The organism is Modicisalibacter sp. 'Wilcox' (genome assembly GCF_010993675.1).
Lineage (GTDB): Bacteria > Pseudomonadota > Gammaproteobacteria > Pseudomonadales > Halomonadaceae > Modicisalibacter > Modicisalibacter tunisiensis.
The window spans coordinates 57,707-81,849 of the sequence record NZ_WNXF01000003.1 but is presented as its reverse complement, the minus strand read 5'-3'; the positions used below and the strand labels follow the sequence as shown (position 1 = coordinate 81,849).

The 24,143-nt window shown below is 68.0% G+C and carries 21 protein-coding genes and 4 tRNA genes; 9 read left to right on the top strand and 16 right to left on the bottom strand.

Going from position 1 to position 24,143, the window contains the following annotated elements:
• Nucleotides 1-220: 220 nt before the first annotated feature.
• Together G7A98_RS03760 and G7A98_RS03755 are read right to left on the bottom strand one after the other, a co-directional pair.
• The gene (locus tag G7A98_RS03760) at nt 221-1,624 is read right to left on the bottom strand and encodes a sigma 54-interacting transcriptional regulator (RefSeq protein ID WP_163648154.1); all 1,404 of its coding nucleotides are present in this window, start codon (nt 1,622-1,624) and stop codon (nt 221-223) included.
• 95 nt (nt 1,625-1,719) lie between these two features.
• A complete protein-coding gene (locus G7A98_RS03755; RefSeq protein WP_163648153.1) occupies nt 1,720-2,247 on the bottom strand; it encodes an ankyrin repeat domain-containing protein in 528 nt (175 codons plus the stop codon).
• 217 nt (nt 2,248-2,464) lie between these two features.
• On the opposite strand from G7A98_RS03755, the gene G7A98_RS03750 reads away from it, so the two are divergent.
• The gene (locus G7A98_RS03750) at nt 2,465-4,159 is read left to right on the top strand and encodes an iron ABC transporter permease (protein WP_240464663.1); all 1,695 of its coding nucleotides are present in this window, start codon (nt 2,465-2,467) and stop codon (nt 4,157-4,159) included.
• Here G7A98_RS03750 and G7A98_RS03745 read toward each other — a convergent pair.
• The gene (locus tag G7A98_RS03745; RefSeq protein WP_240464673.1) at nt 4,121-5,260 is read right to left on the bottom strand and encodes an ABC transporter ATP-binding protein; all 1,140 of its coding nucleotides are present in this window, start codon (nt 5,258-5,260) and stop codon (nt 4,121-4,123) included. The two genes, G7A98_RS03750 and G7A98_RS03745, sit on opposite strands and share 39 nt — an antisense overlap.
• Before the next feature lie 181 nt (nt 5,261-5,441).
• On the opposite strand from G7A98_RS03745, the gene G7A98_RS03740 reads away from it, so the two are divergent.
• Entirely contained in the window at nt 5,442-6,470 is a 1,029-nt protein-coding gene (locus G7A98_RS03740; protein WP_163648151.1) for a Fe(3+) ABC transporter substrate-binding protein, read from the top strand.
• Between the two features lie 78 nt (nt 6,471-6,548).
• Here G7A98_RS03740 and G7A98_RS03735 read toward each other — a convergent pair whose 3' ends face one another.
• Together G7A98_RS03735 and polA are read right to left on the bottom strand one after the other, a co-directional pair.
• Nucleotides 6,549-7,256 (bottom strand): NYN domain-containing protein, encoded by a 708-nt coding sequence (locus G7A98_RS03735; protein ID WP_163648150.1) that lies wholly within the window; start codon nt 7,254-7,256, stop codon nt 6,549-6,551.
• Between the two features lie 121 nt (nt 7,257-7,377).
• Nucleotides 7,378-10,146 carry a DNA polymerase I gene (polA, locus tag G7A98_RS03730; RefSeq protein WP_163648149.1) on the bottom strand — a complete coding sequence of 923 codons (2,769 nt, stop codon included), beginning with the start codon at nt 10,144-10,146 and terminating at the stop codon, nt 7,378-7,380.
• A 224-nt stretch (nt 10,147-10,370) separates the two neighbouring features.
• On the opposite strand from polA, the gene G7A98_RS03725 reads away from it, so the two are divergent.
• From G7A98_RS03725 to speA, 3 genes are all read left to right on the top strand, one after another.
• Nucleotides 10,371-10,670, top strand: coding sequence for a DUF2782 domain-containing protein (locus G7A98_RS03725; RefSeq protein WP_163648148.1), 300 nt, complete (start codon nt 10,371-10,373; stop codon nt 10,668-10,670).
• 84 nt (nt 10,671-10,754) lie between these two features.
• Nucleotides 10,755-11,705 carry a homoserine kinase gene (locus G7A98_RS03720; protein WP_163648147.1) on the top strand — a complete coding sequence of 317 codons (951 nt, stop codon included), beginning with the start codon at nt 10,755-10,757 and terminating at the stop codon, nt 11,703-11,705.
• 102 nt (nt 11,706-11,807) lie between these two features.
• Nucleotides 11,808-13,709 (top strand): biosynthetic arginine decarboxylase, encoded by a 1,902-nt coding sequence (gene speA, locus G7A98_RS03715; RefSeq protein ID WP_163648146.1) that lies wholly within the window; start codon nt 11,808-11,810, stop codon nt 13,707-13,709.
• A 3-nt stretch (nt 13,710-13,712) separates the two neighbouring features.
• Here speA and G7A98_RS03710 read toward each other — a convergent pair whose 3' ends face one another.
• Together G7A98_RS03710 and thpD are read right to left on the bottom strand one after the other, a co-directional pair.
• The gene (locus tag G7A98_RS03710; protein WP_163648145.1) at nt 13,713-14,393 is read right to left on the bottom strand and encodes a fumarylacetoacetate hydrolase family protein; all 681 of its coding nucleotides are present in this window, start codon (nt 14,391-14,393) and stop codon (nt 13,713-13,715) included.
• A gap of 131 nt (nt 14,394-14,524) precedes the next feature.
• Nucleotides 14,525-15,469, bottom strand: coding sequence for an ectoine hydroxylase (thpD, locus tag G7A98_RS03705; protein WP_163648144.1), 945 nt, complete (start codon nt 15,467-15,469; stop codon nt 14,525-14,527).
• Between the two features lie 442 nt (nt 15,470-15,911).
• Here thpD and G7A98_RS03700 point away from each other — a divergent pair, with 442 nt between their 5' ends.
• Both G7A98_RS03700 and G7A98_RS03695 read left to right on the top strand, forming a co-directional pair.
• On the top strand, nt 15,912-16,589 hold the full coding sequence (locus G7A98_RS03700) for a Crp/Fnr family transcriptional regulator (RefSeq protein WP_163648143.1): 678 nt from the start codon (nt 15,912-15,914) through the stop codon (nt 16,587-16,589).
• An 85-nt stretch (nt 16,590-16,674) separates the two neighbouring features.
• A complete protein-coding gene (locus tag G7A98_RS03695) occupies nt 16,675-17,487 on the top strand; it encodes an HAD-IIB family hydrolase (protein WP_163648142.1) in 813 nt (270 codons plus the stop codon).
• 90 nt (nt 17,488-17,577) lie between these two features.
• Here G7A98_RS03695 and G7A98_RS03690 read toward each other — a convergent pair.
• The 4 genes from G7A98_RS03690 to G7A98_RS03675 all read right to left on the bottom strand — a co-directional run bounded on the left by G7A98_RS03690 (nt 17,578) and on the right by G7A98_RS03675 (nt 20,205).
• A tRNA-Thr gene (locus G7A98_RS03690) sits at nt 17,578-17,653 on the bottom strand.
• Nucleotides 17,654-17,708: 55 nt separating this feature from the next.
• Nucleotides 17,709-17,879, bottom strand: coding sequence for a hypothetical protein (locus G7A98_RS03685; protein WP_163648141.1), 171 nt, complete (start codon nt 17,877-17,879; stop codon nt 17,709-17,711).
• A gap of 389 nt (nt 17,880-18,268) precedes the next feature.
• Entirely contained in the window at nt 18,269-18,670 is a 402-nt protein-coding gene (locus tag G7A98_RS03680) for an ectoine synthase (protein ID WP_163648140.1), read from the bottom strand.
• Between the two features lie 119 nt (nt 18,671-18,789).
• Nucleotides 18,790-20,205, bottom strand: coding sequence for an amidase (locus G7A98_RS03675; RefSeq protein WP_163648139.1), 1,416 nt, complete (start codon nt 20,203-20,205; stop codon nt 18,790-18,792).
• 204 nt (nt 20,206-20,409) lie between these two features.
• Here G7A98_RS03675 and G7A98_RS03670 point away from each other — a divergent pair, with 204 nt between their 5' ends.
• Both G7A98_RS03670 and G7A98_RS03665 read left to right on the top strand, forming a co-directional pair.
• Nucleotides 20,410-21,156, top strand: a complete 747-nt coding sequence (locus tag G7A98_RS03670) for a Crp/Fnr family transcriptional regulator (RefSeq protein WP_163648138.1) — start codon at nt 20,410-20,412, stop codon at nt 21,154-21,156.
• A 178-nt stretch (nt 21,157-21,334) separates the two neighbouring features.
• A complete protein-coding gene (locus G7A98_RS03665) occupies nt 21,335-22,090 on the top strand; it encodes a Crp/Fnr family transcriptional regulator (protein ID WP_163648137.1) in 756 nt (251 codons plus the stop codon).
• A gap of 295 nt (nt 22,091-22,385) precedes the next feature.
• Here G7A98_RS03665 and G7A98_RS03660 read toward each other — a convergent pair.
• The 5 genes from G7A98_RS03660 to mutY all read right to left on the bottom strand — a co-directional run bounded on the left by G7A98_RS03660 (nt 22,386) and on the right by mutY (nt 24,090).
• Nucleotides 22,386-22,461: transfer RNA gene (locus tag G7A98_RS03660), tRNA-Thr, on the bottom strand.
• Nucleotides 22,462-22,478: 17 nt separating this feature from the next.
• A tRNA-Gln gene (locus G7A98_RS03655) sits at nt 22,479-22,553 on the bottom strand.
• A 6-nt stretch (nt 22,554-22,559) separates the two neighbouring features.
• Nucleotides 22,560-22,635 (bottom strand) — tRNA-Phe (locus tag G7A98_RS03650).
• Nucleotides 22,636-22,720: 85 nt separating this feature from the next.
• Complete coding sequence (locus tag G7A98_RS03645) at nt 22,721-22,993, bottom strand: oxidative damage protection protein (protein WP_163648136.1); 273 nt, start codon at nt 22,991-22,993, stop codon at nt 22,721-22,723.
• Nucleotides 22,993-24,090, bottom strand: coding sequence for an A/G-specific adenine glycosylase (gene mutY / locus G7A98_RS03640; RefSeq protein ID WP_163648135.1), 1,098 nt, complete (start codon nt 24,088-24,090; stop codon nt 22,993-22,995). Before mutY ends, G7A98_RS03645 begins: the two co-directional genes overlap by 1 nt.
• Between the last annotated feature and the right edge of the window lie 53 nt (nt 24,091-24,143).

The following is a 24,143-nucleotide window of genomic DNA, read 5'->3' as shown; positions in this document are numbered from 1 at the left end:
TTCAGCAAGGAGGCTGCCAACCCCGGAAAAAGCGTTTTTCGTCAGACCTCTGGCAATGGTCGCAAGCGGCCGCACCGGGCCGGGGAGCCGCTCGCAGCACGATCACGCCACGCCGTCGTCCGAAAAACCGGACGCCTCGGCGGGTATGGGGTCCCGGAAACGCCCACCGACCGCCTCCCGGGCGTCCGGAAAGTCGGACGCATTCCAGGATTCCGGACGCTCAGCCCGCGTCGCGCTCGCCGCCTAGGCCGTGGCGGGCCAGCTTCTCGTACAGCGAGGACTTGGCGATCCCCAGGCAGCGTGCCGCCTGGGTGCGATTGCCGCCGCACTCCCCCAGCGCCCGCTCCAGCGCCTGCCGCTCGGCTTCGGCCAGCGTCGCGCGCAGCGAGCGTGTCGACCGCTCGGGGGTTACCGCGGCGCCGCGCAGGGCCTCCGGCAGGTCATCGACGTCGAGGTGCGAGCCGCCCAGGTAGAACGCCGCCTCGAGCACGTTTTCCAGCTCGCGCACGTTGCCGGGCCAGGCATGGCGGCACAGGCACGCCAGCGCCGCGTCGCCGAGGGTCGGGCAGCGCCGGCCGCGCCGCTCGGCGAGCCGCGCCAGCAGGTGGCGGGCCAGCCCCGGGATGTCCTCGCGGCGCTCGCGCAGCGGCGGGATCGCCAGCGGCACCACGTTGATGCGGTAGAACAGATCCTCGCGGAACTCACCGCGCTCGACGAGGGCCTCCAGCGGCCGGTGGGTGGCGGCGATTACCCGCACGTCGACCGGCACCAGCCGGGTCGCCCCCACCGCCTCGACCTCGCGATCCTGCAGCACCCGCAGCAACTTGACCTGCATCGCCGGGGGCATGTCGCCGATCTCGTCGAGAAACAGGGTGCCGCCGTGGGCGAGCTGGAACTTGCCCGGCTTGCCGCCCTTGCGCGCCCCGGTGAAGGCCCCCTCCTCGTAGCCGAACAGCTCGGCCTCGAGCAGCTGCTCGGGGATCGCCGCGCAGTTGAGCTTGATGAAGGGGCCGTCGGCACGCTCGGAGAGCCGGTGCAGAGCATGGGCGTAGAGCTCCTTGCCGGTGCCCGACTCGCCGCGGATCAGCACCGAGGCATCGCCCGGCGCGATCTTGCGCACCTTGGCGTTGAGCGTGCACATCGCCTCGCTCTCGCCGACCACGTCGGTGAGTTGCCAGCGCGCCCCGGCCCGGGCGTCGAGGGCCTGGCGATAGTAGTCGACCTCGGCCTCCAGGGCGCGCACCTGGGCGTTCATCTGCCGCCACTCCCAGGTGTCGTGGTAGATCACCGTGCCGATCGCCCCGATCACCCGGCCGCCCGCGCGGATCGGGTAGCGGTGGGCGATCATGTGATGGCCGCGCACCAGCTGCAGCTGGGCCAGCTCGGCCTTGCCCGAGGCCACCACCTCGGGCATGCGGGTGTTCTCGATCACCTCGCTGACCGGGCGGCCCACCGCGGCGAGCGGGTCGACCTCGAGGAAGTCGGCATACGGCGTATTGAGATAGGCGATACAGCTGCGGGCATCGACCACGACCACCCACTCGGCCATGGCGTCGAGCCCGTGCAGCAGCAGCGTCGGGTCCCACCGGTCCGGCGGGATCTCGGCGAGCGATTCGTTGGCCATGCTGGCTCCGGAAGACGTCCTGTGGGTATCGCTTCAGCCTCGTCACGGCCGCCACGACTGGCAAGACGACCTTGGGCGGAGCCGCGGCCGCCGGCTCACGCAGCGAGTGCCGCCAGCCGGGCCCGGGTCGACTCGGCGCCCATCGCCACGGCCAGGTCGAGCGCCGTCATGCCCCCCGCCTCCCGGGCCGCGGGATCGGCGCCATGGGCCAGCAGGCAGTCGAGCACCTCGCGGTTGCCGAACATCGCCGCGAACATCAGCGGTGTCTTGCCATCGGCGGTGGTGCCGTCCACCGCCGCGCCATGCGACAGCAGCAGCTCGACCATCGCCAGGTCGCCCTTGAAGGCCGCGCCGCCCAGCGGATTCTGGCCGCGGTCGTTGTAGCGTTCCGGGTCGGCGCCGTGGGCCAGCAGCACCCGCACGGTGTCGTGGTGGCCGTGATAGCTGGCCAGCATCAGCAGGCTGTCGCCGTTGTGGTTGCACAGGTCGGGCGGCAGCCCGCCGGCCAGCCAGCGCCGAAAGGCCGCGGCGTGCCCGTCGCGGGCCGCGTTGAAGACCTCCGCGGCCAGGCGCAGGGTCTCCTCGTCCGGGGTGTCGGCGGTCTCGCGTGCATCGCGGGTCATCCCTGTCTCTCCCTGTTCAGCGCTGAAGGTTGCTCCAGCATAGGCGTTCCGGCGCGCCCGTCACCGCTATCGTGGCGATGAAATTCGCCAATCGGGTCGCGCGGCGACGCTGCGAGGCGCAATGCAAATTGCTATGATTCGCCGCGGACAGGGCTTCCCGCCTTGGCCGCTGCCAACGCCCCGCTATCGCCAGCCCAACTACCGCAAGGAGTCCCGCGTGTCCCTTTTCGCCACGACACGGTCGACCGCATCACGCACCCGGCGGCGCCTCGATCCCTGGACGCTCACCACGCTCGGCATCGCCCTGGCGGTCGCCGTTCCGGTGCTGGTGGTGCTGGCGCACATCCTGATCCCCAGCCGCGAGATCTGGAGCCACCTGGCCGGCACCGTACTGGGACGCTACCTGAGCAATACCCTGATCCTCGCGCTCAGCGTGGGCCTCGGCACGGCGGTGATCGGCACCGGCACGGCCTGGCTGGTGGCGATGTGCCGCTTCCCGGGACGGCGCCTGTTCGAGTGGGCCCTGCTGCTGCCGCTGGCGGTGCCCACCTACGTGATCGCCTACGCCTATACCGACTTCCTGCAATACTCCGGGCCGCTGCAGAGCGAGCTGCGTGCGCTGTTCGGCTGGCAGCACGGCGACTACGTCTTTCCCGACATCCGCTCGCTGTGGGGCGCGGCGCTGCTGATCACCCTGGTGCTCTACCCGTATGTCTACCTGCTCGCCCGCGCCGCCTTCCTTGAGCAGTCGGTGTGCGTGCTGGACGTGGGGCGGACCCTGGGGCGCGGGCCGTGGCGGCTGTTCACCACCATCGCCGTGCCGCTGGCGCGGCCGGCCATCGTCGGCGGCGTCTCGCTGGTGCTGATGGAGACCCTCAACGAGTTCGGCGCGGTGCAGTACTTCGGCGTCGACACCTTCACCACCGGCATCTACCGCACCTGGTTCGGCATGGGCGAGCAGGTCGCGGCGGCCCAGCTGGCGGCCTGCCTGCTGCTGTTCGTGATCCTCGCGGTGCTGCTCGAGCGCTGGTCGCGGGGCAAGCGCCGGTACTTCCACACCACCGGCCGCTACCGCCAGCTGCCGGAGTTCCACCTGCGCGGCCTGCGGGCCTGGGGCGCCATCGTGGCCTGTGCCCTGCCGGTGCTGGTGGGCTTCGTCACACCCAGTGCGATTCTCGCCAACCTGGCGCTCGAGACGGGCGACAGCGTGCTGGGCTCGCGCTTCCTGGAGTTCGTCGGCAACAGCCTGTCGCTGGCCGCGGTGGCCTCGCTGGTAGCGGTGTGCCTGGCGGTGGCGCTGAGCTACGGCGTGCGCCTGCACCCGGGGCGGGTCTCGCGCCTGGCCACGCGGGTCGCCGCCATGGGCTACGCCGTGCCCGGCTCGGTGGTGGCGGTGGGCATCCTGATCCCCTTCGCCTGGCTGGATCGCCAGCTCAACGCCGGGCTGGACGCCTGGTTCGGCATCCAGCCGGGGCTGCTGCTGAGCGGCTCGGCGTTCATCCTGATCTACGCCTATGTGGTGCGCTTCCTGGCGGTGTCGTTCAACACCGTGGAGGCCAGCCTGGGCAAGGTGACACCCAGCATGGACGCCGCCGCGCGGACCCTGGGCCAGACCGCCGGCGGCACGCTGCGCCGGGTGCACACGCCGCTGATGCGCGGCAGCCTGTTCGCCGCGGCCCTGCTGGTGTTCGTCGACGTGATGAAGGAACTGCCGGCCACGGTGATCCTGCGGCCGTTCAACTTCGACACCCTGGCGGTGCGGGCCCACAACCTCGCGGCCGACGAGCGGCTGGCGGAGGCCGCCACGTCGTCGCTGACCATCGTGCTGGTCGGGGTGATCCCGGTGATCCTGCTCAGCCGGGCGATCCGCCGTTCACGCCCCGGCGCCGGCGGGAAAGACGAAGGTCTGTGAGGTGTCCAGCGCCAGCGCCACCGGCTGGCCCGGCTCGGGCAGGAAGACCCCCGGCACCTGCGCCTGCAGGTTCGCCTCGCTGCCGTCCGCGCCGCGGGCGTGCAGCTGCACCAGGCTGCTGCGGCCGAGCAGCCGGGCCTGAATCACCTGGCCGCGCTGGGCCGGTTCCGCGCGGCGCTCGTCGTCCGGCAGCTCGACGGGGGTGACACGCAGCGCCTCGGGGCGGATCATCACCCGCGCCCGCGCGCCCTCGGCCAGCGCCGGTGCCGCGACCGGCCCCACCGGCGTGGCCACCCGACCGTCGCGCACCTCGCCGCCCCACTCGTTGACCGCACCGAAGAACGACACCACGAAGGGGTCCTCGGGCTCGCAGTAGAGCTCGCGGGGCGTGCCCATCTGGATGATGCGGCCATCGCGCATCAGGGCGATGCGGTCGGCCATGAACATCGCCTCTTCCGGATCGTGGGTCACCAGCAGGGTGCCGGCGCCGACCCGCTTGAGCACGTGCAGGGTGTCGTCGCGAATCTGCTCGCGCAGTCGCGCATCGAGGCTCGAGAAGGGCTCGTCGAGCAGCATCAGCGCCGGCGCCGGGGCCAGCGCCCGGGCCAGCGCCACGCGCTGCTGCTGCCCGCCCGAGAGCTGGTGCGGGTAGGTCCGGGCGTAGTCGGCCATGCCCAGCTGCTCGAGCAGCGCCATGGCCCGCTCGCGGCGTTCGCCGGCGGGCAGCGACTCCAGGCCGAAGCCGACGTTCTCCAGCACCCGCAGGTGGGGAAACAGCGCCGAATCCTGGAACGCCAGCCCCACGCTGCGCTTCTCCGGCGGCACGTGTCGGCCGCCGGGCACGCTCAGCGGCTCGCCGCGCAGGCTCAGCTCGCCCTCCTGCAGGGCCTCGAGCCCGGCGGCGATGCGCAGCAGCGTGGTCTTGCCGCAGCCGGACGGGCCCAGCAGGCAGACCACCTCACCGGGCCCCACCGTCAGGCTGACATCGTCGACGGCCACCTGCGCGCCGTCGTAGACATGGCGGACATGACGCATCGCCAGCAGGGTGGCGTGACGCGGCGTGGCGGTGGCCCGGGAGGCCTCGGAGCTCGGAGAGGTCATGGTGGTCATGGGCGAAGCTGCTCGAGTGAATGAATCGCCCGGCGATGGTAACGCGAAACGCCGGTGGAGGCCGCGTCCTGCGGTGGAACGGCGCGAATGATTGACGTTCGCCGCACGACGCGCTTGAATACGGCCAATAATGCAACGTATTCTCATTAAAAACCACCACCGAGGATCGCCCATGCCCGCACGTCTGCGCTTCGCCGTTCCCCTGGCGGTACTCGCCGCCGGCCTGACCGCCGCCGGCACCGCCAGCGCCGAGGAGGTCAACATCTACTCGGCCCGCCACTACGATTCCGACCAGGCCCTCTACGACGCCTTCACCGAGAAGACCGGCATCGACGTCAACGTCCTCCAGGGCAGCTCCGACCAGCTCATCGAGCGCATCAAGCGCGAGGGCAAGGCCAGCCCCGCCGACGTGATGATCACCGTCGACGCCGGCCGCCTGTGGCGCGCCGAGGAGGAAGGCATCTTCCAGAGCGTCGACTCGAAGGTGCTCGACGAGCGCCTGCCCGCCACCGTGCGCCAGCCCGACGGCAAGTGGTTCGGCTTCAGCCAGCGGGTGCGGGCGATCTTCTACGACCCGCAGGACGTCGATCCGGCCAACCTCAAGACCTATGAGGACCTGGCCGATCCGCGCTTCAAGGGCGAGCTATGCATCCGCTCGTCGAACAACATCTACAACCAGTCGCTGCTGGCTTCGATCATCGCCCACGACGGCAAGGAAAAGGCCGAGCAATGGGCGCAGGGTGTGGTCGACAACATGGCCCGCGACCCGGAAGGCGGCGATACCGACCAGATCCTCGGCGTGGCCAGCGGCGAATGCGACATCGCCGTGGCCAACCACTACTACTATGCGCGCCTGCTCGAGTCGGACAACCCGGACGACCGTGCAGCGGCCAAGAAGGTGCAGATCCTGTTCCCCAACCAGGACGGCCGTGGCGCCCACGTCAACATCGGCGGCGCCGGCGTGGTCCGCGACGCCCCGCACCGCGAGAACGCCGTGCGCTTCCTCGAGTTCCTCGCCTCCGACGAGGCCCAGGCGCTGTTCGTCAAGGGCAACCACGAGTACCCGGTGGTCGACGGCGTGGCCAAGGACCCGGTGCTGGAATCCTGGGGCGACTTCAAGCGGGACGACCTGAACGTCAGCGCCCTGGGCGAGAACAACCCCGAGGCGATCCGCATCTTCGACCGGGTCGGCTGGCGGTAAGTTCGCACGCTCACCCTGGATGCACAAGGCCCGCGGCAGTGCCGCGGGCCTTGGCGTCATTGGTCGAAACAGCAGCCTTCAGCCTCGGCGACGCCCTGCTTCCCCATGAGGGTTCGGCATGACAGAACAGATCCCATCGATATGTTCGTTCAACTCCGGACGGATAGGGTTCCACATGGGATCAAGAATGAAGTCGATGCCATTGCGACGCGCCATCTTGGCGGCAGGGACAAAATCCGAGTCTCCCGCAACCAGGATAATCTGATCTACCTGCCCCTGCTGAGAAATAGAGGCAATATCGAGGCCAATTCGCATATCGACGCCTGCCTGCTTGACCTTGTAGAAAATGCTTGAGGGCTCCAGATCATCCAGGGTCGCTCCCGCCCGAAGCCGACGCACCGCCTCACGGGACAAGGTCCAGTCCCCGTTTTTCACATGAAGCTCCCCGAGACGCAGCGCCACCTTGCGCTGGCGCCGCAGTTGTTCATGAAGCGCTTCCCGAAACGCGAAGTCGATTGTGTCCTCGACCCGAACAATCTCCCCGGTGATCGGATGAGGACCGGCGTTGTAACGCTCGGGGGCGCAGTCATAAAAGAAGATGCGGTACAGCTCACGCTGCCGATAGCCATGCGGGTTGGCCCGGCGAATCCATCGAAAGGCCGATGCCGATATATCCCTGGCCAGCGTTTCGGCCGTGACCTCTTCGTCAGGTGCCACCCTCGCCTTGATGGCCTGATAACGTCTCACGAAGAAACCACCATCGATCAGAATGGCTGTCTTCATCATCGCCCTTGACGTCCAGATACAAGAAAGCCCGCGAGGCTGCTCTGGCGGATAGGATTGCCAGTTAGGCCTCGCGGGCGCTATTCATAACCAGTATATGGCCATCATGCTCGCGGTCAAGGACTCAGTGCGCCTCGTCCCAGTTGGCGCCGGCATGGGCCTCGACCACCAGCGGCACCTTGAGTTCGGCGGCGGCTTCCATGCGCCGGCTCACGGCGCCGAGGAAATCCTCGGCCTGGGCGTCGTGCACCTCGAAGACCAGTTCGTCGTGGACCTGCATGACCATCCAGGCGTCGAACTCGGCCTCGCCGTCGCGGGGGTTCAGCCAGGCGTCGACGTCGATCATCGCGCGCTTGATGATGTCGGCGGCGGTGCCCTGCATCGGCGCGTTGATCGCGGTGCGCTCGGCGGCCTGGCGGCGGGTGCGGTTCTGGGCGTTGATCTCCGGCAGGTAGAGTCGCCGGCCGAACACCGTCTCGACATGCCCCTCGTCGGCGGCCCGCGCGCGGATGTCGTTCATGAAGCGCGCCACGCCGGGGTAGCGGTCGAAGTAGCGATCGATGTAGGTCTGCGCCTGGCCGGGCTCGATGTGCAGTTGGCGGGAGAGCCCCCAGGCGCTCATGCCGTAGATCAGCCCGAAGTTGATCGCCTTGGCGCTGCGCCGCTGTTCGCCGCTGACCTTGTCGGGGGCGATGCCGAACACCTCGGCGGCGGTGGCGGTGTGGATATCGCGCTCCTCGGCGAAGGCCTCGAGCAGCCCCTTGTCCTCGGAGAGATGGGCCATGATGCGCAGCTCGATCTGCGAGTAGTCGGCGGCGACGAGCCGATAGCCCGGCCGGGCGATGAACGCCTGGCGGATCTTGCGTCCCTCCTCGGTGCGGATGGGGATGTTCTGCAGGTTGGGATCGGACGACGACAGCCGCCCGGTAGCGGTCACCGCCTGATGATAGCTGGTGTGGATGCGCCCGGTGGTGGCATTGATCAGCTGCGGCAGCTTGTCGGTATAGGTCGACTTGAGCTTGCTCAGCCCGCGATGTTCCATGATCACCTTGGGCAGCGGGTAGTCCAGCGCCAGCTCCTCGAGCACCGCCTCGGCGGTGGACGGCGCGCCCTTGGGGGTCTTCTTGATCACCGGGATCTTGAGCTCGTCGAAGAGAATCTCGCCGAGCTGCTTGGGCGATCCGAGGTTGAACTCACGCCCGGCGATCTCGAAGGCATCCTTCTCGAGCTCGCGGATGCGTCCCTCGAGCTCCTTGCTCTGGGCATGCAACCGCGACACGTCGAGCGCCACCCCGGTGCGCTCCATACGCGACAGCACCGGGATCATCGGCCGCTCCAGGGTATCCAGCACCTCGGCCAGACGCCCCTCGGCCTCGACGCGGGGGCGCAGCTCGCGGTGCAGGCGCAGGGTAATGTCGACGTCCTCGCAGGCGTAGGGCACCGCCTGCTCGAGGGCGACCTGGTTGAAGGTCAGCTGCTTGGCGCCCTTGCCGGCGATCGACTCGAAGGTGATGGTCGTCTCGCCCAGGTACTTCAGCGCCAGCGAGTCCATGTCGTGGCGGGTCGCCGTGGAATTGAGCACGTAGGACTCGAGCATGGTGTCGGTCAGCGCCCCGGCGACATGAATGTCGTAACGGGCGAGCACCGAGATGTCGTACTTGAGATTCTGGCCGATCTTGCCCTGATCCGGATTCTCGAGCAGCGGCTTGAGCGCGGCCAGCACGGTGTCACGGTCGAGCTGCTCGGGGGCATCAAGGTAGTCGTGGGCGACCGGCACATAGGCGGCCTCGCCGGGTTCCAGTGCCAGACCAATGCCGACGATCTCGGCCTCCATGTAGTTGAGGCTGGTGGTCTCGAGATCGAAGCAGAAGGCCTCCGCCGCGCCCAGCTTGTCGAGCCAGGCGTCGAACGCCTCCCGGGTCAGCACGCTATGGTCCTGCCGCGATGCCGACGCGCCGCCGGTCGGGGCGTCCCCGTCGTCATCGGCGAGCGCATCGACGCCCTCGTCGCGCCCCTCGAGCAGTTCGGCGAGCCAGTTCCTGAACTCCAGCTCGCGATACAGCGCGACAAGCGCCTCGCGATCGGGATGGGCGATGTCCAGGTCGTCGAGGCCCACCGGCAGTTCGCAGTCAGTCTTGATGGTCGCCAGCTGATACGACAGGAAGGCCTGCTCGCGGTTGGCCTCGAGCTTCTTGGGCAGGGTCTTGGCACCGCGGAAGCTCAGCGACTTGACCGCCTCGAGGTCGGCGTAGATGGTGTCGAGCCCACCGTCGATGCCCTGCAGCAGGCCCAGTGCGGTCTTCTCGCCGACACCGGGCACGCCGGGAATGTTGTCGACCTTGTCGCCCATCAGCGCGAGGAAGTCGATGATCCGCTCGGGGGGCAGGCCGAACTTCTCGGTCACGCCGTCGACGTCGAGGGTCTCGCCCTTCATGGTGTTGACCAGCGTGATGTGGCGGTTGACCAGCTGCGCCATGTCCTTGTCGCCGGTGGAGATCACCGCGTCGCGACCGGCTTCGGTGGCATGGCGCGCCAGGGTGCCGATCACGTCGTCGGCCTCGACTCCCTCGATGCACAGCAGCGGCACACCCAGCGCGCGGATGCAGCGGTGCAGCGGCTCGACCTGGCTTCTCAGGTCGTCGGGCATCGGCGGACGGTGGGCCTTGTACTGCTCGAAGAGCTCGTCGCGGAAGGTCTTGCCCTTAGCGTCGAAGACCACCGCCATGGGGCTGTCGGGATACTGCTTGATCAGGCTCTTGAGCATGTTGAGCACGCCCTTGACCGCCCCGGTCGGCTGACCGTTCGAGGTGGTCAGCGCCGGCAGGGCATGAAAGGCGCGATACAGATAGGAGGAGCCATCGACGAGCACGATGGGGGGTTGGGTATCAGCCATGCGGGGCACCTGAGCGATGAAAACGATCGATGCCCTCATGATACGCAAGCCACCGCGGGGCGTCAGGCGCTCGCCGCGAGACGGCGGACGCATCACGCCCGGGTAGGGGTGTCGTCGCCCGCGAGGCGATGCAACGTCCCGGAGGAATTGACTAGAATCAGTACAGGTGTCGGCGCCTACCCCTACACTGGCACCTCTTTTGCCCGCCGCTACCGGAGGCCGCCATGAAAGCCCATCGCCTGTTCACCGCTCTCGGTCTCGCCGCTGCCCTGCTGCTGGGGGCCGCCACACCGGCCCTGGCCCAGGATGACGGAGACGCCGCGGTCAAGCCGGATATCACCGTGCGCCAGGAGAAGGACCGCACGATTCGCGAGTACCGCGTCAACGGCCAGCTCTACGCCATCGAGATCAAGCCCAAGCATGGCCCCTCCTATTTTCTGGTCGACGACAACGGCGACGGCGATTTCCGGCGCAGCGACAACGAGCGCGTCGTGCCGCCGCAGTGGGTGCTGATCCGCTGGTAGGCGTCGATCGGTCTCGCCCGATGACTGCAAGCCGGCGCGCCAAGCCGCTACAATAGCCGGCTTGGCAATCAGGGCGAGATCATCATGGCCGTATTCACCCCGCTCGACGACGCCCAGGTCGCGAGCTTTCTCGAGCGTTTCGATACGGGTCGTCTGACAGCGCTCGAGGGCGTCGCCAGCGGCACCGAGAACACCACCTTCTTCGTCACCACCGATCGCGCCTCGCTGGTGCTGACCCTGTTCGAGCAGGGCGATCACGAGGAGCTGCCGTTCTTCGTCGACCTGCTCGACTACCTCGCCGAGCATCGCCTGCCGGTGCCGGGGCCCGTGCATGATCGCCGGGGCATCGCCCTGCAGAGCCTGGCGGGCAAGCCGGCGCTGCTGTTTCCGCGCCTGCCCGGCAAGCATCCCAGGGACCCCAACCTCGCCCAGTGCCGCGCCCTGGGCGAAACCCTGGGGCGCCTGCACCATGTCGGCCAGCGCTTCGAAGGCCATCGCCCCAACCCGCGCGACCTGCACTGGCTGCTGGCCAGCCATCACAAGGTGCTCGGCTACCTGACGCCCGAAGACCAGACCCTGATGGCCGACGAGGTCGACACCTACCAGGGCGTGTTCGGGGATGCCGACGCCCTGCCCCGGGGCGCGATCCACGGCGACCTGTTCCGCGACAACACCCTGTTCGACGGCGACACCCTGGGCGGCATCATCGACTTCTACAACGGCTGCACCGGCGACCTGCTGTTCGACCTGGCGATCGTCATCAACGACTGGGCCAGCGACGACGACGGCCGCCTCGACCCGGGGCGTCACGACGCCCTGCTCACGGCCTACCAGCGCCAGCGGCCGCTGACCGAGGCCGAGCGTGACGCCTGGCCGATGATGCTGCGCATGACCGCCCTGCGCTACTGGCTCTCGCGGCTGCTGGTGATCTACGTCGATCCCCCGGCCCACGAGCTGACCCCGCACGACCCCGAGCGCTTCCGCCTCATCCTGAAGCGCCGGATTGCCGAGGGCGCCTTGCCGTTACCGGCCTGAGCGTTGCTACCCTGAACCCCGCGTCAGCCTGTCGCTGACACGCGCGGCGCGCCGCCACCGGCGCGCGCCGCCACCGGGTCACGTCATGTCGAGGAGTCTGCCATGACCGCCACCGCCGCCGAGGCGCGCCGCACCTACAACATCGATCAGTGGGGCAGCGGCTATTTCGACGTCGATTCACAGGGGCGGGCCATCGTGCGCCCGCTGGGGGACGAGAGTCCGGGGCCGGCGCTGCCGCTCGACGCCCTGGTCGACCAACTGCGCGAGGCCGGGCTGCGACTGCCGGTGCTGGTGCGTTTCACCGACATCCTGCACGACCGCGTGGAGCAGCTGTGCGCGGCCTTCGACACCGCCATGCGGGAAGAGAATTTCCACGCCGGTTACACCGCCGTCTACCCGATCAAGGTCAACCAGCAGCGCCGCGTGGTGGAGGAGATTCTCGCCACCCACGAGCGCGGCCGCGACCGGGTCGGCCTGGAGGCCGGCAGCAAGCCGGAGCTGCTCGCCGTGCTGGCGCTGTCCGGCGACGGCCCGTCGCTGATCGTCTGCAACGGCTACAAGGACCGCGAGTACATCCGCCTGGCACTGATGGGCGAGAAGCTCGGCCACCGCGTCTACCTGGTGGTCGAGAAGCTCTCCGAGCTGCCGCTGATCCTCGAGGAGGCGCGCCGCCTGGGCGTGACGCCGCGCATCGGCCTGCGCGCGCGGCTGGCCACGGTGGGGCGCGGACGCTGGCAGAACACCGGTGGCGAGAAGTCCAAGTTCGGCCTCACCACCAGCCAGATCCTCGAGGTGGTCGCCCACCTGCGCGAGGCCGACGCCCTGGCCAGCCTGCAGCTGGTGCACTTCCACCTGGGCTCGCAGATCGCCAACATCCGCGACATCCAGTGCGGGCTGCGCGAATGCGCGCGCTTCTACCAGAGCCTGCGCGAGCTGGGCGCGCCGGTGGACACCGTCGACGTCGGCGGCGGCCTGGGCGTGGACTACGAGGGCACCCGGTCACGCAGCTTCTGCTCGGCCAACTACTCGATGCTCGAGTACGCCCGCAACGTGGTCTACGCCTTCCGCCTGGCCTGCGACGAGCAGGACCTGCCCCAGCCGCACCTGATCAGCGAGTCCGGGCGCGCCCTGACCGCCCACCATGCGGTGCTGATCACCAACGTGATCGGCGAGGAGCGCGTCGGCGAGACGCCGCCGCCCCGCCAGACCGAGGGCGACCCGCAGGTCGACGAACTGTGGCGGGTCCACGACCTGCTCAAGCGGCAGGTCGACCCGCGCGGACTGGTCGAGGCCTGGCACGACCTGGTGCAGGCGATCGGCGAGCTGCACGAGCGCTTCGTCATGGGGCTGACCGGCATCGCCGCCCGCGCCGAGGGCGAGGCGATCTACTTCGCGGCCTGCGCCCAGCTGCGCCAGCGTCTCGACACGCGCAACCGCGCCCACCGCGAGATCATCGACGAGCTCGCCGAGAAGCTTGCCGACAAGCTGTTCGTCAACTTCTCGCTGTTCCAGTCGCTGCCCGACGTCTGGGGCATCAAGCAGGTCTTCCCGGTGCTGCCCCTCAGCGGCCTGGACCGGAAGCCGACCCGCCGCGGCGTGATCCAGGACATCACCTGCGATAGCGACGGGCGCATCGACCGCTACGTCGACGGCCAGGGCCTGGAGGCCACCCTGCCGCTGCCGGAGTGGGGTGACGACGACGAGAAGCTGCTCGGCCTGTTCCTGGTCGGCGCCTATCAGGAGATTCTCGGCGACCTGCACAACCTGTTCGGCGACACCGATGCGGTGGACGCCGCCCTGGACGAGCACGGCCGCTGGCGGCTGAGCAACCTCCAGCTCGGCGACCGGGTCGCCGACGTGCTGCGCTACGTCAACTTCGATGCCGAGGTGCTGCGCGCCCGGCTCGACGCCCAGCTCGCGACCAGCGATCTGGACGCCGACGAGCGCGCCCACTTCATGGACGACCTGGCCGCCGGTCTCGACGGCTACACCTACCTGGAGTGACCCTCAGGCGGCGGTGCGGGTCACGGCCTCGACACCGCCGTGCCCCGCTCCCTCGGCCAGCTGCAGGCGCAGCTCGGCCCCCCGCGGCAACACGCCGACGCCGGCGGGGGTGCCGGTCAGCACCACGTCGCCGGGCTCGAGCGTGAAGTGACGGCTCATCGCGGCGAGCAGCTCGGGAATGGCGAACAGCATGTCGCCGGCGTCACCGCTCTGGCGGCGCTCGCCGTCGATGTCGAGGCTGAAGTGCAGCGCCTGCCAGTCGATTTCCCCCGTCACCGGCGCGAAGGCCGACAGCGGACAGGCGCCGTCGAACGCCTTGGCGATCTCCCACGGATGGCCCTTCTCCTTGAGCCGCGACTGCACGTCGCGCAGGGTCAGGTCCAGCGCCAGCCCCAGGCCGGCCACCGCCCGTGCCGCCTGGTCGGGCGTGGCGGCCGTCAACGACTTGCCGATGAGCAGCGCCAGCTCGGTCTCGAAGTGCACCTCGCCCCGCGCGAACTGCGCTTCCAGTGGCGTCTCGAGCGCCACGGCGGCGCTCGCCGGCTTGATGAACAGCAGCGGCGCGCTGGGCACGGGGTTGTTCAGCTCGCGGGCATGCTCGGCATAGTTGCGACCCACGCAGACGATCTTGCCCAGCGGCGCGGCAAAGAGGCGGCCATCGGTGAAACGGGCGGTAAACGGCATGATGAGGATGTCCCCTGATGACTGGCGAAAACGCCAGTCTACCCCAGGCCGCTCGCCAGAAAACAACGACCCCGCGCTCGGGCGGGGTCGTCGTCGGCTCGCTGCCTCGTCGGGAGACAGTGGGGTCGGCGTCACTCGGGGCGCCAGGTTTCCTCGGGGCGATGGGCGAGGAACGCGGGCCGACGCCGGCGGGCGCCGTAGGGCTCGACACAGGCGTTGTCCCAGCGGTTGTAGACGAAGAACACGTTGCTCCGCGGGTCCGGGGACATGTTGGCGTTCGACCCGTGCAGGGTGTTGCAGTCGAACAGCAGCAGACCGCCGGCCGCCCCGGTGGGCGACTCGATGCCGTTGGCGTCGATCAACTGCTCCAGCGCATCGAAGCCGGGCACGCCGAACTGCTGGGTCTTCAGCGACTGCTTGTGATGATCGTCCGGGGTCTCTCCCAGGCAGGGCACGAAGACCTTGTGCGAGCCGGGGATCAGCATCAGCGGGCCGTTGAAGTGGTGGTTGTCGGTGAGCACGATCGACGCACTCACGGCGTGCATCGCCGGCATGCCGTCCTCGGCGTGCCAGGTCTCGAAGTCCGAATGCCAGTTGAAGCCCTTGCCGTGGAAGCCGGGCTTGTAGTTGATCCGCGACTGGTGCACGTAGGCGTCGCCGCCGAGAATCTGGCGCACGCGGCCGGTCAGCCGCGGGTCGCGAGCCAGCTCGGCGAAGCGCTGCGACAGGAAATGCACGGCGAACAGCGAACGGATCTCCCGGCTGTCCGGCTCGGTGATGGAGAAGTCCTTGCCGCGATAGGCATCGTTGTCGAGCAGCGCCTTGAGTTCATTGCGCAACTCGGCCACCTCGGCGGCGGACAGGAAACCGGGCTCGAAGAGAAAGCCCTGGCGCTCGAAGGTGTCGAGCTGTTGATCATCAAGGGGGCCTTCCTCGGCCGTGCCCTTGACCACCCTTTCATGACGCGGCATCAGCAGGGTGTCGGGCTGCCCGGCGAGCCGGGTGGGGTAGGCGTCCCGGCGCTGCGGGTCGTGTGCTGCGGTATTCAGGTTGCGGGATGCGGTCTGTACTGACATCCAATCACCTCCAGTGCCTGTGATCAGGTTCAGGTCCAGTCCTCAGCCATCAGCGTGAATCACACGGAGTCTTCCGAAATCCTTGTCTGGCCTTGGCGGCTGTATCCTAGAATATTTAACATAACTTGCAACCGTTCTCGGCCCCCCAAAGGCTTGCCGGTAAAGTACCGGCGACGGGGATCCTGTCGCCGCGCTGCCAACTGGCCGCCAGACAAGCCGTGCCGCCGTGCCTGGCGCCGAGCACGAATGGCGAGGAACCTGCAGAGAAAGTCGCTCAAAAAAGTAAACCCACGTTATCGCAAGACGCGGGCCAACGTGGTTTCTTGGCCCCTTTTTCGGGTTGTGCTCAGGAGAGTGCGTGCAGGACTTTAGCAGTCACATGATAAGGCGGCTTCAGCATATAGTGTCTCTGACGAGGGCCGAGCTGGCCCTACTCGTCGACATGAAACGTGCCCCCCGTGCCGTCTCGGCAGGCGACTGGCTGTGGCACGAGGGCGACTCGGCGGATACCCTGCTGGTGCTCAGGGAAGGCTGGGCCTGCTCCGCCCGCTACCTGCCCGACGGCAGTCGCCAGCTGCTGGAAATCTTCCTGCCCGGCGACATCCTGGGCTTCGGCGAACTGGCCGATGGCGCACGACGCAATGATGTCTCGATGCTCACCGACGGGGAGATCAGCGAATATTCCTACTCCCATTTACGCGAGCTCTTCGAGCGCGCCCCGCGCCTGCGCAGCGCCCTGTTCGTCATTGCCAACCAGCGTCAGGCGATGCTCGCCGAGCGCCTGGTGAGCATCGCCCGCCGCAACGCTCGCGAGCGCCTGGCGCATTTTCTCTGCGAGTGCCACGCACGGCTGCAGGAACCGGCGAACGATGCCCGGCAGGGCTTTCTGCTGCCCCTGTCGCAACAGGACCTGGCCGATGCGCTGGGCATGAGTCCGGTGCACATCAGCCGCACCTTCTCATCCCTGGCCTGCCTGGGCCTGGTGCGTCGCCAGCACTACCACATCCAGATTCTCGACCCGGTCCGCCTGGAGCGCCTGGCCGGCTTCAATGGCGCCTACCTGCAGTGCGACACCCAGCTGCTGGCCGCCGAGCCGCCGACCACCATCGAACCGGGATAGTCTCGCCGGTGACATCCGGCGTGGCGATTCGTCGCCGAGTGCGGCACCATCCGCTGTCAGCCACCACCGCCGATCGAGAGTGCCCATGAGCCCGATGAAGATGACGTCGTCCCCGGAACTGGCCGCCGTGGATGTCGTGCTCACCGATGTCGACGACACCCTGACCCGCCGGGGGCGGCTGTCCAGCGCCACGCTGGCCGCCATCGAGCGCCTGGCCGACGCGGGAGTCGCGGTGGTGCCGGTTACCGGCGGCTGTGCCGGCTGGTGCGACCATATCGTGCGCGCCTGGCCGGTCGCGGCAGTCATCGGCGAGAGCGGCGCATTGCGCCTGAAGCGCGCCGCCGGCGGCGGCCTGGACTGCCACAGCGTGCGCCCGCTGGCCACGCTGCGCGACGAGCAGCGCCGACTGCTGACGATCGCCGAGCGCGCGATGCAGGCGGTACCGGACGCACGGCTGGCTGCCGACCAGCCCTACCGGCTGGCGGATGTCGCCGTCGACCATGCCCAGGACGTGCCGCCCCTCGCCGCGGCTCAAGTCGAGCGCCTGCTGGCCACCTTCCGGGCCGAGGGCGCCCGGGCCCGGGCCAGCTCGATCCACGTCAATGCCTGGTTCGGCGAGCATGACAAGGCGACGATGGCCGCCTGGGTGCTGGAGCACGACCTGGGGCTGTCGGTGGCGGAGCAGCAGCGGCGCGTGCTGTTCATCGGCGATGCCCCGAACGACGCGCCGCTGTTCGCGCGGCAGCCCCTCAGCGTGGGGGTCGCCAACCTCGCGCCGCACCTCGACCAACTGCCCACGCCGCCGCGCTGGCTGTGCGAGGCCGGCCATGGGGAAGGCTTCGTGGAGATGGCCGAGCATCTGCTTGCCGCCCGGCGGGCTCGCCCCGGCCGGTGCTGAGGCCCCGAAGGGGGAAAGCGGCTTGCCGATCCATCAACGCAAAACGGCCACCGCGACGAATCGCCAAGTGACCGTTTTTCATGATCTTTCTGGTGCCGGCGAGTGGACTCGAACCACCGACCTACGCATTACGAGTGCGTTGCTCTACCAGCTGAGCTACGCCGGCGCTGGGCCGGATATTACTCACTTGCCCGCGGCTCGACAAGCGCCTGCCCCTTGGATCAGGCCTCCTTCGAGTCGCGCTCCTGGCGCAGCTGTTCCGCCAGGGTCCGCAGATAATGCGGCGTGACCGATGCCATGCCCGCCTCGCTCATGGCATTGGCCAGACGCAGGTATGCCTCCGCGTCACTCTGCGCCAGCCTTGCCTCTTCCTTGTCGAGCTCCGTCGCCACCGCTATACCTCCTTGGCTACCTTCACGTCACTGGCGCCCATGCACTGGGGGAGACAACGATGCCATATTTTTGCCTCCACTCAAATGGCGGGCCACGATTTTCCTCGACGGCGGTGACACGCCATCGTCTTCTCTACCCAGGACAAAAGAAAACCCCGCAGGGGGTACGGGGTTCAAGGGAGATGGGGGTGCTGGCGGGCTTCCCTGGCGGTCATGACTCCCTGTCGTGACGGCGCCGTTCCGTGCCCCTTGCCAATGCCGGGCCTTTCCTGGCCCACGCTTCCTTGCGTCGCGAGGCAGCCGTCCCGGCCGCCGCTTCACCTTCAATATAGACAACATGGATTTATTGGACAAGCCTTGTACAATTTTTTACAGGCTGTCCAACGAACTCAATGCTTGATCAGCGTGCCGTCGTCATCGTAGAGCGGATAGCTGCCCTCGGCATCGTGATCCTCGGGGCCGACCAGCGACGGCGTGAAGACGCACAGCACCGTCATGCCCTTCTCGCTGCTGAGGATGTGCTTCTGATGCTTGTCGAGGGCATAGAGCACCCCCGGCTTGAGCTCCCAGGAGCCACCCTCGGTCAGATCCTCGATCCGGCCCTCGCCCTCGATGCAGATGACCGACTCCTTGTGGTTCTTGTACCACATGTGCAGCGCCTGCCCGGGCTTGATATAAGTCTCGTGCACGGAATGGCCCATGCCGTCGGCACGCAGCGTGTAACGGCGACTGATGAACTTCTCCTCGTCGACGGCGCTGGCTTCGGCATCCTTGTGGTCACGAACAATCATCGAACGCTCCTCCTTGCTTCGACTGTCGGCGTGGTGACAGGCCGCCGGCGGCACGCTACGCCGGGCCCGTGCCGACCGGGGCCCTGCGGCCCCAGCGGCGACCTGGTGAATTCCGCGGTTCAGCCGTACTGGGCGGGGTCCGGCACGGTGGGGTGGCGAGCCGGGTGCGCCTCCATGTAGGCATGGCAGGCGCGCAGCACGCGAATGTCGTCGTACTTGCCCCCCGCCAGCTGAAAGCCCACCGGCAGCCCGGCGTCGGTGAAGCCGCACGGCACCGAGGCCGCCGGCTGCTGGCTGAGGTTGAAGGGGTAGGAGAACGGCGCCCACTCCTCCCAGTCACGCATGTCGCTGCCCGGCGGCACCTCGTGATTGATCTCGAAGGGTTCGATCGGCACCGTCGGCGTCATCAGCAGGTGATACTCCTGATTGAAGTGCTCGAGCTGTTCGGCCAGGCGCGCCCGGTCGGCCTGGGCCCGGAACAGGTCGAGCGCGCTCCAGGCCTCGGCGTGACGCGCGTTGGCGACCAGCCCCGGATCGAGCTCCTTGCGCTGGCGCTCGTTGCACTGCGACCACAGCTCCAGCGAGGCGGTGAACCACAGCTTGCGGAAGATATCGATCGGCGAGGTGAACCCGGGATTGATCTCGACGAGCTCGGCGCCCAGCGCCTCGAGCCGCTTCGCGGCCTCGTGGACCCGGTCGGCGATCTGCGGGTCCACCTCGGCATAGCCCAGCGTCGGCGAATAGGCGATGCGCAGGCCGCGCAGGTCGCAATCCATGTCGACGCCCCAGTCGTCGGGCTGGCCGCGGGTGGCGTAGGGGTCACGGTAGTCGTAGCGGCCGATGACGTTGAGCATGCGCGCGGCATCCGACACCGTGCGGGTCAGCGGGCCGATGTGCGACAGCGAGGGCTCCTGGGCCGGCGGCCACTGCGGCGTCCAGCCGAAGGTCGGCTTGAAGCCGAAGACCCCGGTGAAGGCCGCGGGAATGCGTATCGAGCCGCCGGAATCGCCCCCCTGGTGCAGCACGCCCATGTTGAGCGAGGCCGCCACCGCCGCGCCGCCCGACGAGCCACCGGGAGTCAGGCGCGTGTCCCACGGGTTGCAGGTGGTCCCGTAGACCCGGTTGTCGGTGACCGCCTTCCAGCCGAACTCGGGGGTATTGGTCTTGCCCAGCAGCACGGCCCCGGCCTCGCGCAGCCGTGCCGCCGGAGGAGCGTCCATCTCGCAGAGGGTGTCCGGGGTGGTCAGCGACCCCTCCCGGGCCGGCATGCCGGCGACATTGGTAAGATCCTTCAGCGAGGCCGGTACCCCGTCGATCGGGCTCAGCGGCTTGCCCTGGCCCCAGCGCCGGGCCGAGGCGCGGGCCGCCTTCTCGGCGCCCTCCCGATCCACATGGACATAGGCATTGACCGCGTCGTTGAAGCGTTCGATGCGCTCGAGCGCTGCCCGTGTCGCTTCCAGCGGCGAGGCCTCGCCGGATTCGAACAGCCGTACCAGCGAACCGGCATCCATGGTTCCCAGGTCAGTATCGCTCACATCATCCTCCCTGAATTCGTGCGTTCACTCCTTTGTCTCTGATAACCGTAGCGGACTATCGACGAGCAGGCCAACCGCCCCAAGCACATTCCGGCCGCCGGACTCCCGTCCCCGAAGAACTTCTTGTACATTTATGTCGGCGCTCGCCGGGTCAGGCCCGGCCGGGCACGCCACCGACACGCGCAGTAACACAAGGATGTGGACATGCAGCAGCCAGTGAGTTGCGTCACCAGGAACCTCGCCCACCACGTGAACCTTCAGGCCTCCGACATCGCCCTTCTCAAGTCGCTGGAGAAGGATCCACGGAAGGTCGACAAGGGCAAGGTGCTGTGGGAGGCGCACGAAACGCCCACCCAGCTCTACACCCTGCGCAGCGGCTGGGCCTATGCCTTTCACTGCTCCGAGAACGGCGCCCAGCAGGTGCTCGACATCTTCCTCCCGGGCGACGTGATGGGGATTCGCGATGCAACCTCGAGAAGCCACTACACCACCGCCGTCATGCTCACCGATGGCGTCATCTGCCCGTTCCCGACGGTCCGCCTCGAGGATCTCTTCACCCGGTCGCCGCGCCTGGCGCTGGGGCTGCATGCCTCGGCGGCACGACAGCAGAGCGTGATCACCGAACGCCTGGTGAACGTCCTGAGCAACGACGCCTGCTCGCGTCTGGGCCACTTCGCCCTGGAGGTCTACTACCGGCTCAAGCGGATCGAGGAAACCACCGGCAACAGCTTCACGCTGCCCCTCACCCAGCGCCAGCTGGCCATGCTGCTGGGCATGAGCGAAGTCCACGTCAGCCGCACCATGAGCGACCTGGCGGAGCGCGGACTGATTACCCGCCGACGCCGGAGCTTCCAGATCAACGACCTGGAAACCCTCTCGCAGATCTCCGACTTTCGCCCCGAGAAGTTCAGCGATCACATCAATCCCTGCCTGGCGCACCTGTTCGAGTAACCCCGGCCACGACAGCCCCGCCGGCTCCCGTAACATTTTGCTTCTTGCTACTGGCCTCGAATTGTTGCCAAGATGACAGGTTGGATCACGCCTCGTGCCAGCGATCACCGCCGGCCGCTTGCGCCTCGAGCCGGCGAGCTGGTGACAAACAGACAGAAGGTGCACAAGGAGTGGTGCCATGCTGTCGCAGGAAAGCCACCTGGCCAGGAACATCGACCGGCACGTCACGCTGTCGGGCGGCGACGCCAGCCTGCTCGCCGAACTCGATGCCCACCCCCGGCGCGTGCCCCGGGGCTCGGAACTCTGGCAGACGCAGAGGCCGTCCGATCACCTCTACACGCTGTGTCGCGGCTGGGCCTGCAGTTACCACCGTTCCGCCAACGGCTCGCAGCAGATACTCGACCTGTTCGTGCCCGGCGACATCATGGGGCTGCGCGACCTGACCTATCACGACCACACCAGCACGGCGGTAATGCTCACCACCGGCCAGGTGAGCGCCTATCCCGTGGAGCGCGTCTCCGAACTGATGCGCTGCTCTCGTCGCCTCGACTGGGCCCTGCAGGCCTCCGCCGCCCGGCAGGAGCGATTGATCACCCAGCGGCTGATCAACGTGCTGAGCCACGATGCCGTCTCGCGCATCGCCCATCTCATGCTGGAAGTGCAGCACCGGCTGCAGCGTGTGGACGCCGCCTCGGGCGACCAGTTCTACCTGCCTCTGCTGCAGCGGCAGATCGGCATGCTGCTGGGCATGAGTTCCGTGCACGTCAGCCGCACGCTGATCGAGCTGTCGCGGCGCGGCCTGCTGGAGCGCTCGCGGCGGCGCATTCACCTGCTGGATGTCGAGGCCCTGGCGCGCATCGCCGATTTCACGACCTTTCCCTACGAGGCCGGGCTCAATCCGGAGCTGCTGCCGGAAGACGGCATGCAGCGCTGATATCGGCGGAGCGGCAACGAAGAGTAACGAGAGACAGAGGGCACGAGCCGGACGGCCGGTGTCGCCAGTCACTCCATGATGAACGGGGGGGGAACATCCTGGTTCTGCAACGCATCCTGGGCCACCAGTCACTGACCATGACCCTGCGTTACGCCCACGTCGCGCCGGACCACCTGGAGGATGCGGTGCGGTACAACCCGGTATCGCGGTTGACACTTGGTTGACACCCACAAAAAAACCGCCTTGGGAGGCGGTTTTTAGAAATCCGTAAATGCTTGATTCTGCGAGCATTTTTTGGTGCTGGCACCAGGAGTCGAACCCGGGACCTACTGATTACAAGTCAGTTGCTCTACCAACTGAGCTATGCCAGCGCCATAAAGCGTTGGCGTGGCTGGGGTAGCAGGATTCGAACCTGCGCATGCCGATACCAAAAACCGGTGCCTTACCACTTGGCGATACCCCAGCAGTGTGGTGGCCAGAGACGGAATCGAACCGCCGACACGGGGATTTTCAATCCCCTGCTCTACCAACTGAGCTATCTGGCCGCTGCCAACGGGGACGTATTAAACCGTAACGCCCGCTTTCGGTCAACCCCTTCTTTCAAAAAGATGTTCTCGGGGCTCGGCATGCTCAGGAGGACGGCGGCACGTAGCCCTCGGCCTGGTCGGTGTCGCGGTTGTCGAAAAAGCGCTCCATCTGCTCCATCAGGTAGGCCCGGGTCTCCGGGTCCAGCATGTTGAGATGCTTCTCGTTGATCAGCCGCGTCTGCAGGGCCTGCCACTCCTCCCAGGCCTGGCGGGAGACGGTACGCTGGATCTCCGCGCCCTTGTCGCCGGGCAGCGGCGGAAAGGGCAGCGCCTCGAGCTCCTGCTGGTACTTGCGACAGAATACGGTGTTGCTCATCACGAACGCTCCTCGGATTGGGTCAGGGTGTCGGCCAGCGTGTCCAGCAGGGCCTTCACGGGGGCGGCCAGGCCGACATTCGGCGGCGCCTCGAGGTCGTACCACAGCTGCCCCGGCTCGGCGACGCCCGGCGGCTCGCGCTCCAGCCACACGGGCTGCGCCACGACATGCAGCCGGAAATGGCTGAAGGTATGGGTAAACGGCGCCCAGGACCGGCCACGGCGCGCCTCGGGCACCCGACAGGCTAACCACGCATCGAGGGCGGCGTCATCCTCGAACTGGGGAAAGCACCACAGACCGCCCCACAGCCCGGCGGGCGGCCGCTGTTCGAGCAGCACGCGCCCGTCGGGGTGGCACAGCAGCAGCATCCGGGCGTGGCGTTCGGGCAGCGCCTTGCGCGGCCTGGACTCGGGAAAGCGCCGCTCCTCGCCGCGGGCGTGGGCCTCGCAGGCGTCCTCGAAGGGGCAGATCAGGCAGCTGGGCCTGCCGCGGGTGCAGACCGTCGCCCCCAGGTCCATCATCGCCTGCGAGTAGTCGGCCAGCCGTGAATCGGGGGTGTAGCGCTCGGCGAGCCGCCACAGCTCGCGACTCACCGCGGTCCGGCCGGGCCAGCCCTCGACGGCGTGCAGCCGCGCCAGCACCCGCTTGACGTTGCCGTCGAGGATCACCGCCCGGCGTCCGGTGCTGATGCTGATGATCGCCCCGGCCGTGGACGGGCCGATGCCCGGCAGCGCGGCCATGGCCTCGAGGCTGTGCACCGGGAAGGCGCCGCCATGCTCGTCGACGACACGCTGCGCCGCACGGTGCAGGTTGCGGGCCCGGGCGTAGTAGCCGAGTCCGGTCCACAGGTGCAGCACCTCATCGACCTCGGCGCGGGCCAGCGCCTCGACATCCGGGAAGCGTTCCATGAAACGCGCGTAGTAGGGAATCACCGTGGCGACCTGGGTCTGCTGGAGCATGATCTCCGACACCCAGACCCGGTAGGGCGTCTTGTCCTGCTGCCAGGGCAGGCTCTTGCGCCCGTGGCGGTCGAACCAGGCGAGCAGGCGCTGCTGGAACGTTTCGGGGGTCAGTTCGGCGGGACGGGGCGACGTCACGGCGGCCCTCCATAAAAAAGCGCCGACGCGAAGGTCGGCGCAGGACTGGCTTG

Bases quoted from the DNA above. Each gene is read 5' to 3' on its own strand.
- G7A98_RS03760 (WP_163648154.1), bottom strand. From the start codon at position 1,624: ATGGCCAACGAATCGCTCGCCGAGATCCCGCCGGACCGGTGGGACCCG.
- G7A98_RS03755 (WP_163648153.1), bottom strand. From the start codon at position 2,247: ATGACCCGCGATGCACGCGAGACCGCCGACACCCCGGACGAGGAGACC.
- G7A98_RS03745 (WP_240464673.1), bottom strand. From the start codon at position 5,260: ATGACCTCTCCGAGCTCCGAGGCCTCCCGGGCCACCGCCACGCCGCGT.
- G7A98_RS03740 (WP_163648151.1), top strand. From the start codon at position 5,442: ATGCCCGCACGTCTGCGCTTCGCCGTTCCCCTGGCGGTACTCGCCGCC.
- G7A98_RS03735 (WP_163648150.1), bottom strand. From the start codon at position 7,256: ATGATGAAGACAGCCATTCTGATCGATGGTGGTTTCTTCGTGAGACGT.
- polA (WP_163648149.1), bottom strand. From the start codon at position 10,146: ATGGCTGATACCCAACCCCCCATCGTGCTCGTCGATGGCTCCTCCTAT.
- G7A98_RS03725 (WP_163648148.1), top strand. From the start codon at position 10,371: ATGAAAGCCCATCGCCTGTTCACCGCTCTCGGTCTCGCCGCTGCCCTG.
- G7A98_RS03720 (WP_163648147.1), top strand. From the start codon at position 10,755: ATGGCCGTATTCACCCCGCTCGACGACGCCCAGGTCGCGAGCTTTCTC.
- speA (WP_163648146.1), top strand. From the start codon at position 11,808: ATGACCGCCACCGCCGCCGAGGCGCGCCGCACCTACAACATCGATCAG.
- G7A98_RS03710 (WP_163648145.1), bottom strand. From the start codon at position 14,393: ATGCCGTTTACCGCCCGTTTCACCGATGGCCGCCTCTTTGCCGCGCCG.
- thpD (WP_163648144.1), bottom strand. From the start codon at position 15,469: ATGTCAGTACAGACCGCATCCCGCAACCTGAATACCGCAGCACACGAC.
- G7A98_RS03700 (WP_163648143.1), top strand. From the start codon at position 15,912: ATGAAACGTGCCCCCCGTGCCGTCTCGGCAGGCGACTGGCTGTGGCAC.
- G7A98_RS03695 (WP_163648142.1), top strand. From the start codon at position 16,675: ATGAGCCCGATGAAGATGACGTCGTCCCCGGAACTGGCCGCCGTGGAT.
- G7A98_RS03680 (WP_163648140.1), bottom strand. From the start codon at position 18,670: ATGATTGTTCGTGACCACAAGGATGCCGAAGCCAGCGCCGTCGACGAG.
- G7A98_RS03670 (WP_163648138.1), top strand. From the start codon at position 20,410: ATGCAGCAGCCAGTGAGTTGCGTCACCAGGAACCTCGCCCACCACGTG.
- G7A98_RS03665 (WP_163648137.1), top strand. From the start codon at position 21,335: ATGCTGTCGCAGGAAAGCCACCTGGCCAGGAACATCGACCGGCACGTC.
- G7A98_RS03645 (WP_163648136.1), bottom strand. From the start codon at position 22,993: ATGAGCAACACCGTATTCTGTCGCAAGTACCAGCAGGAGCTCGAGGCG.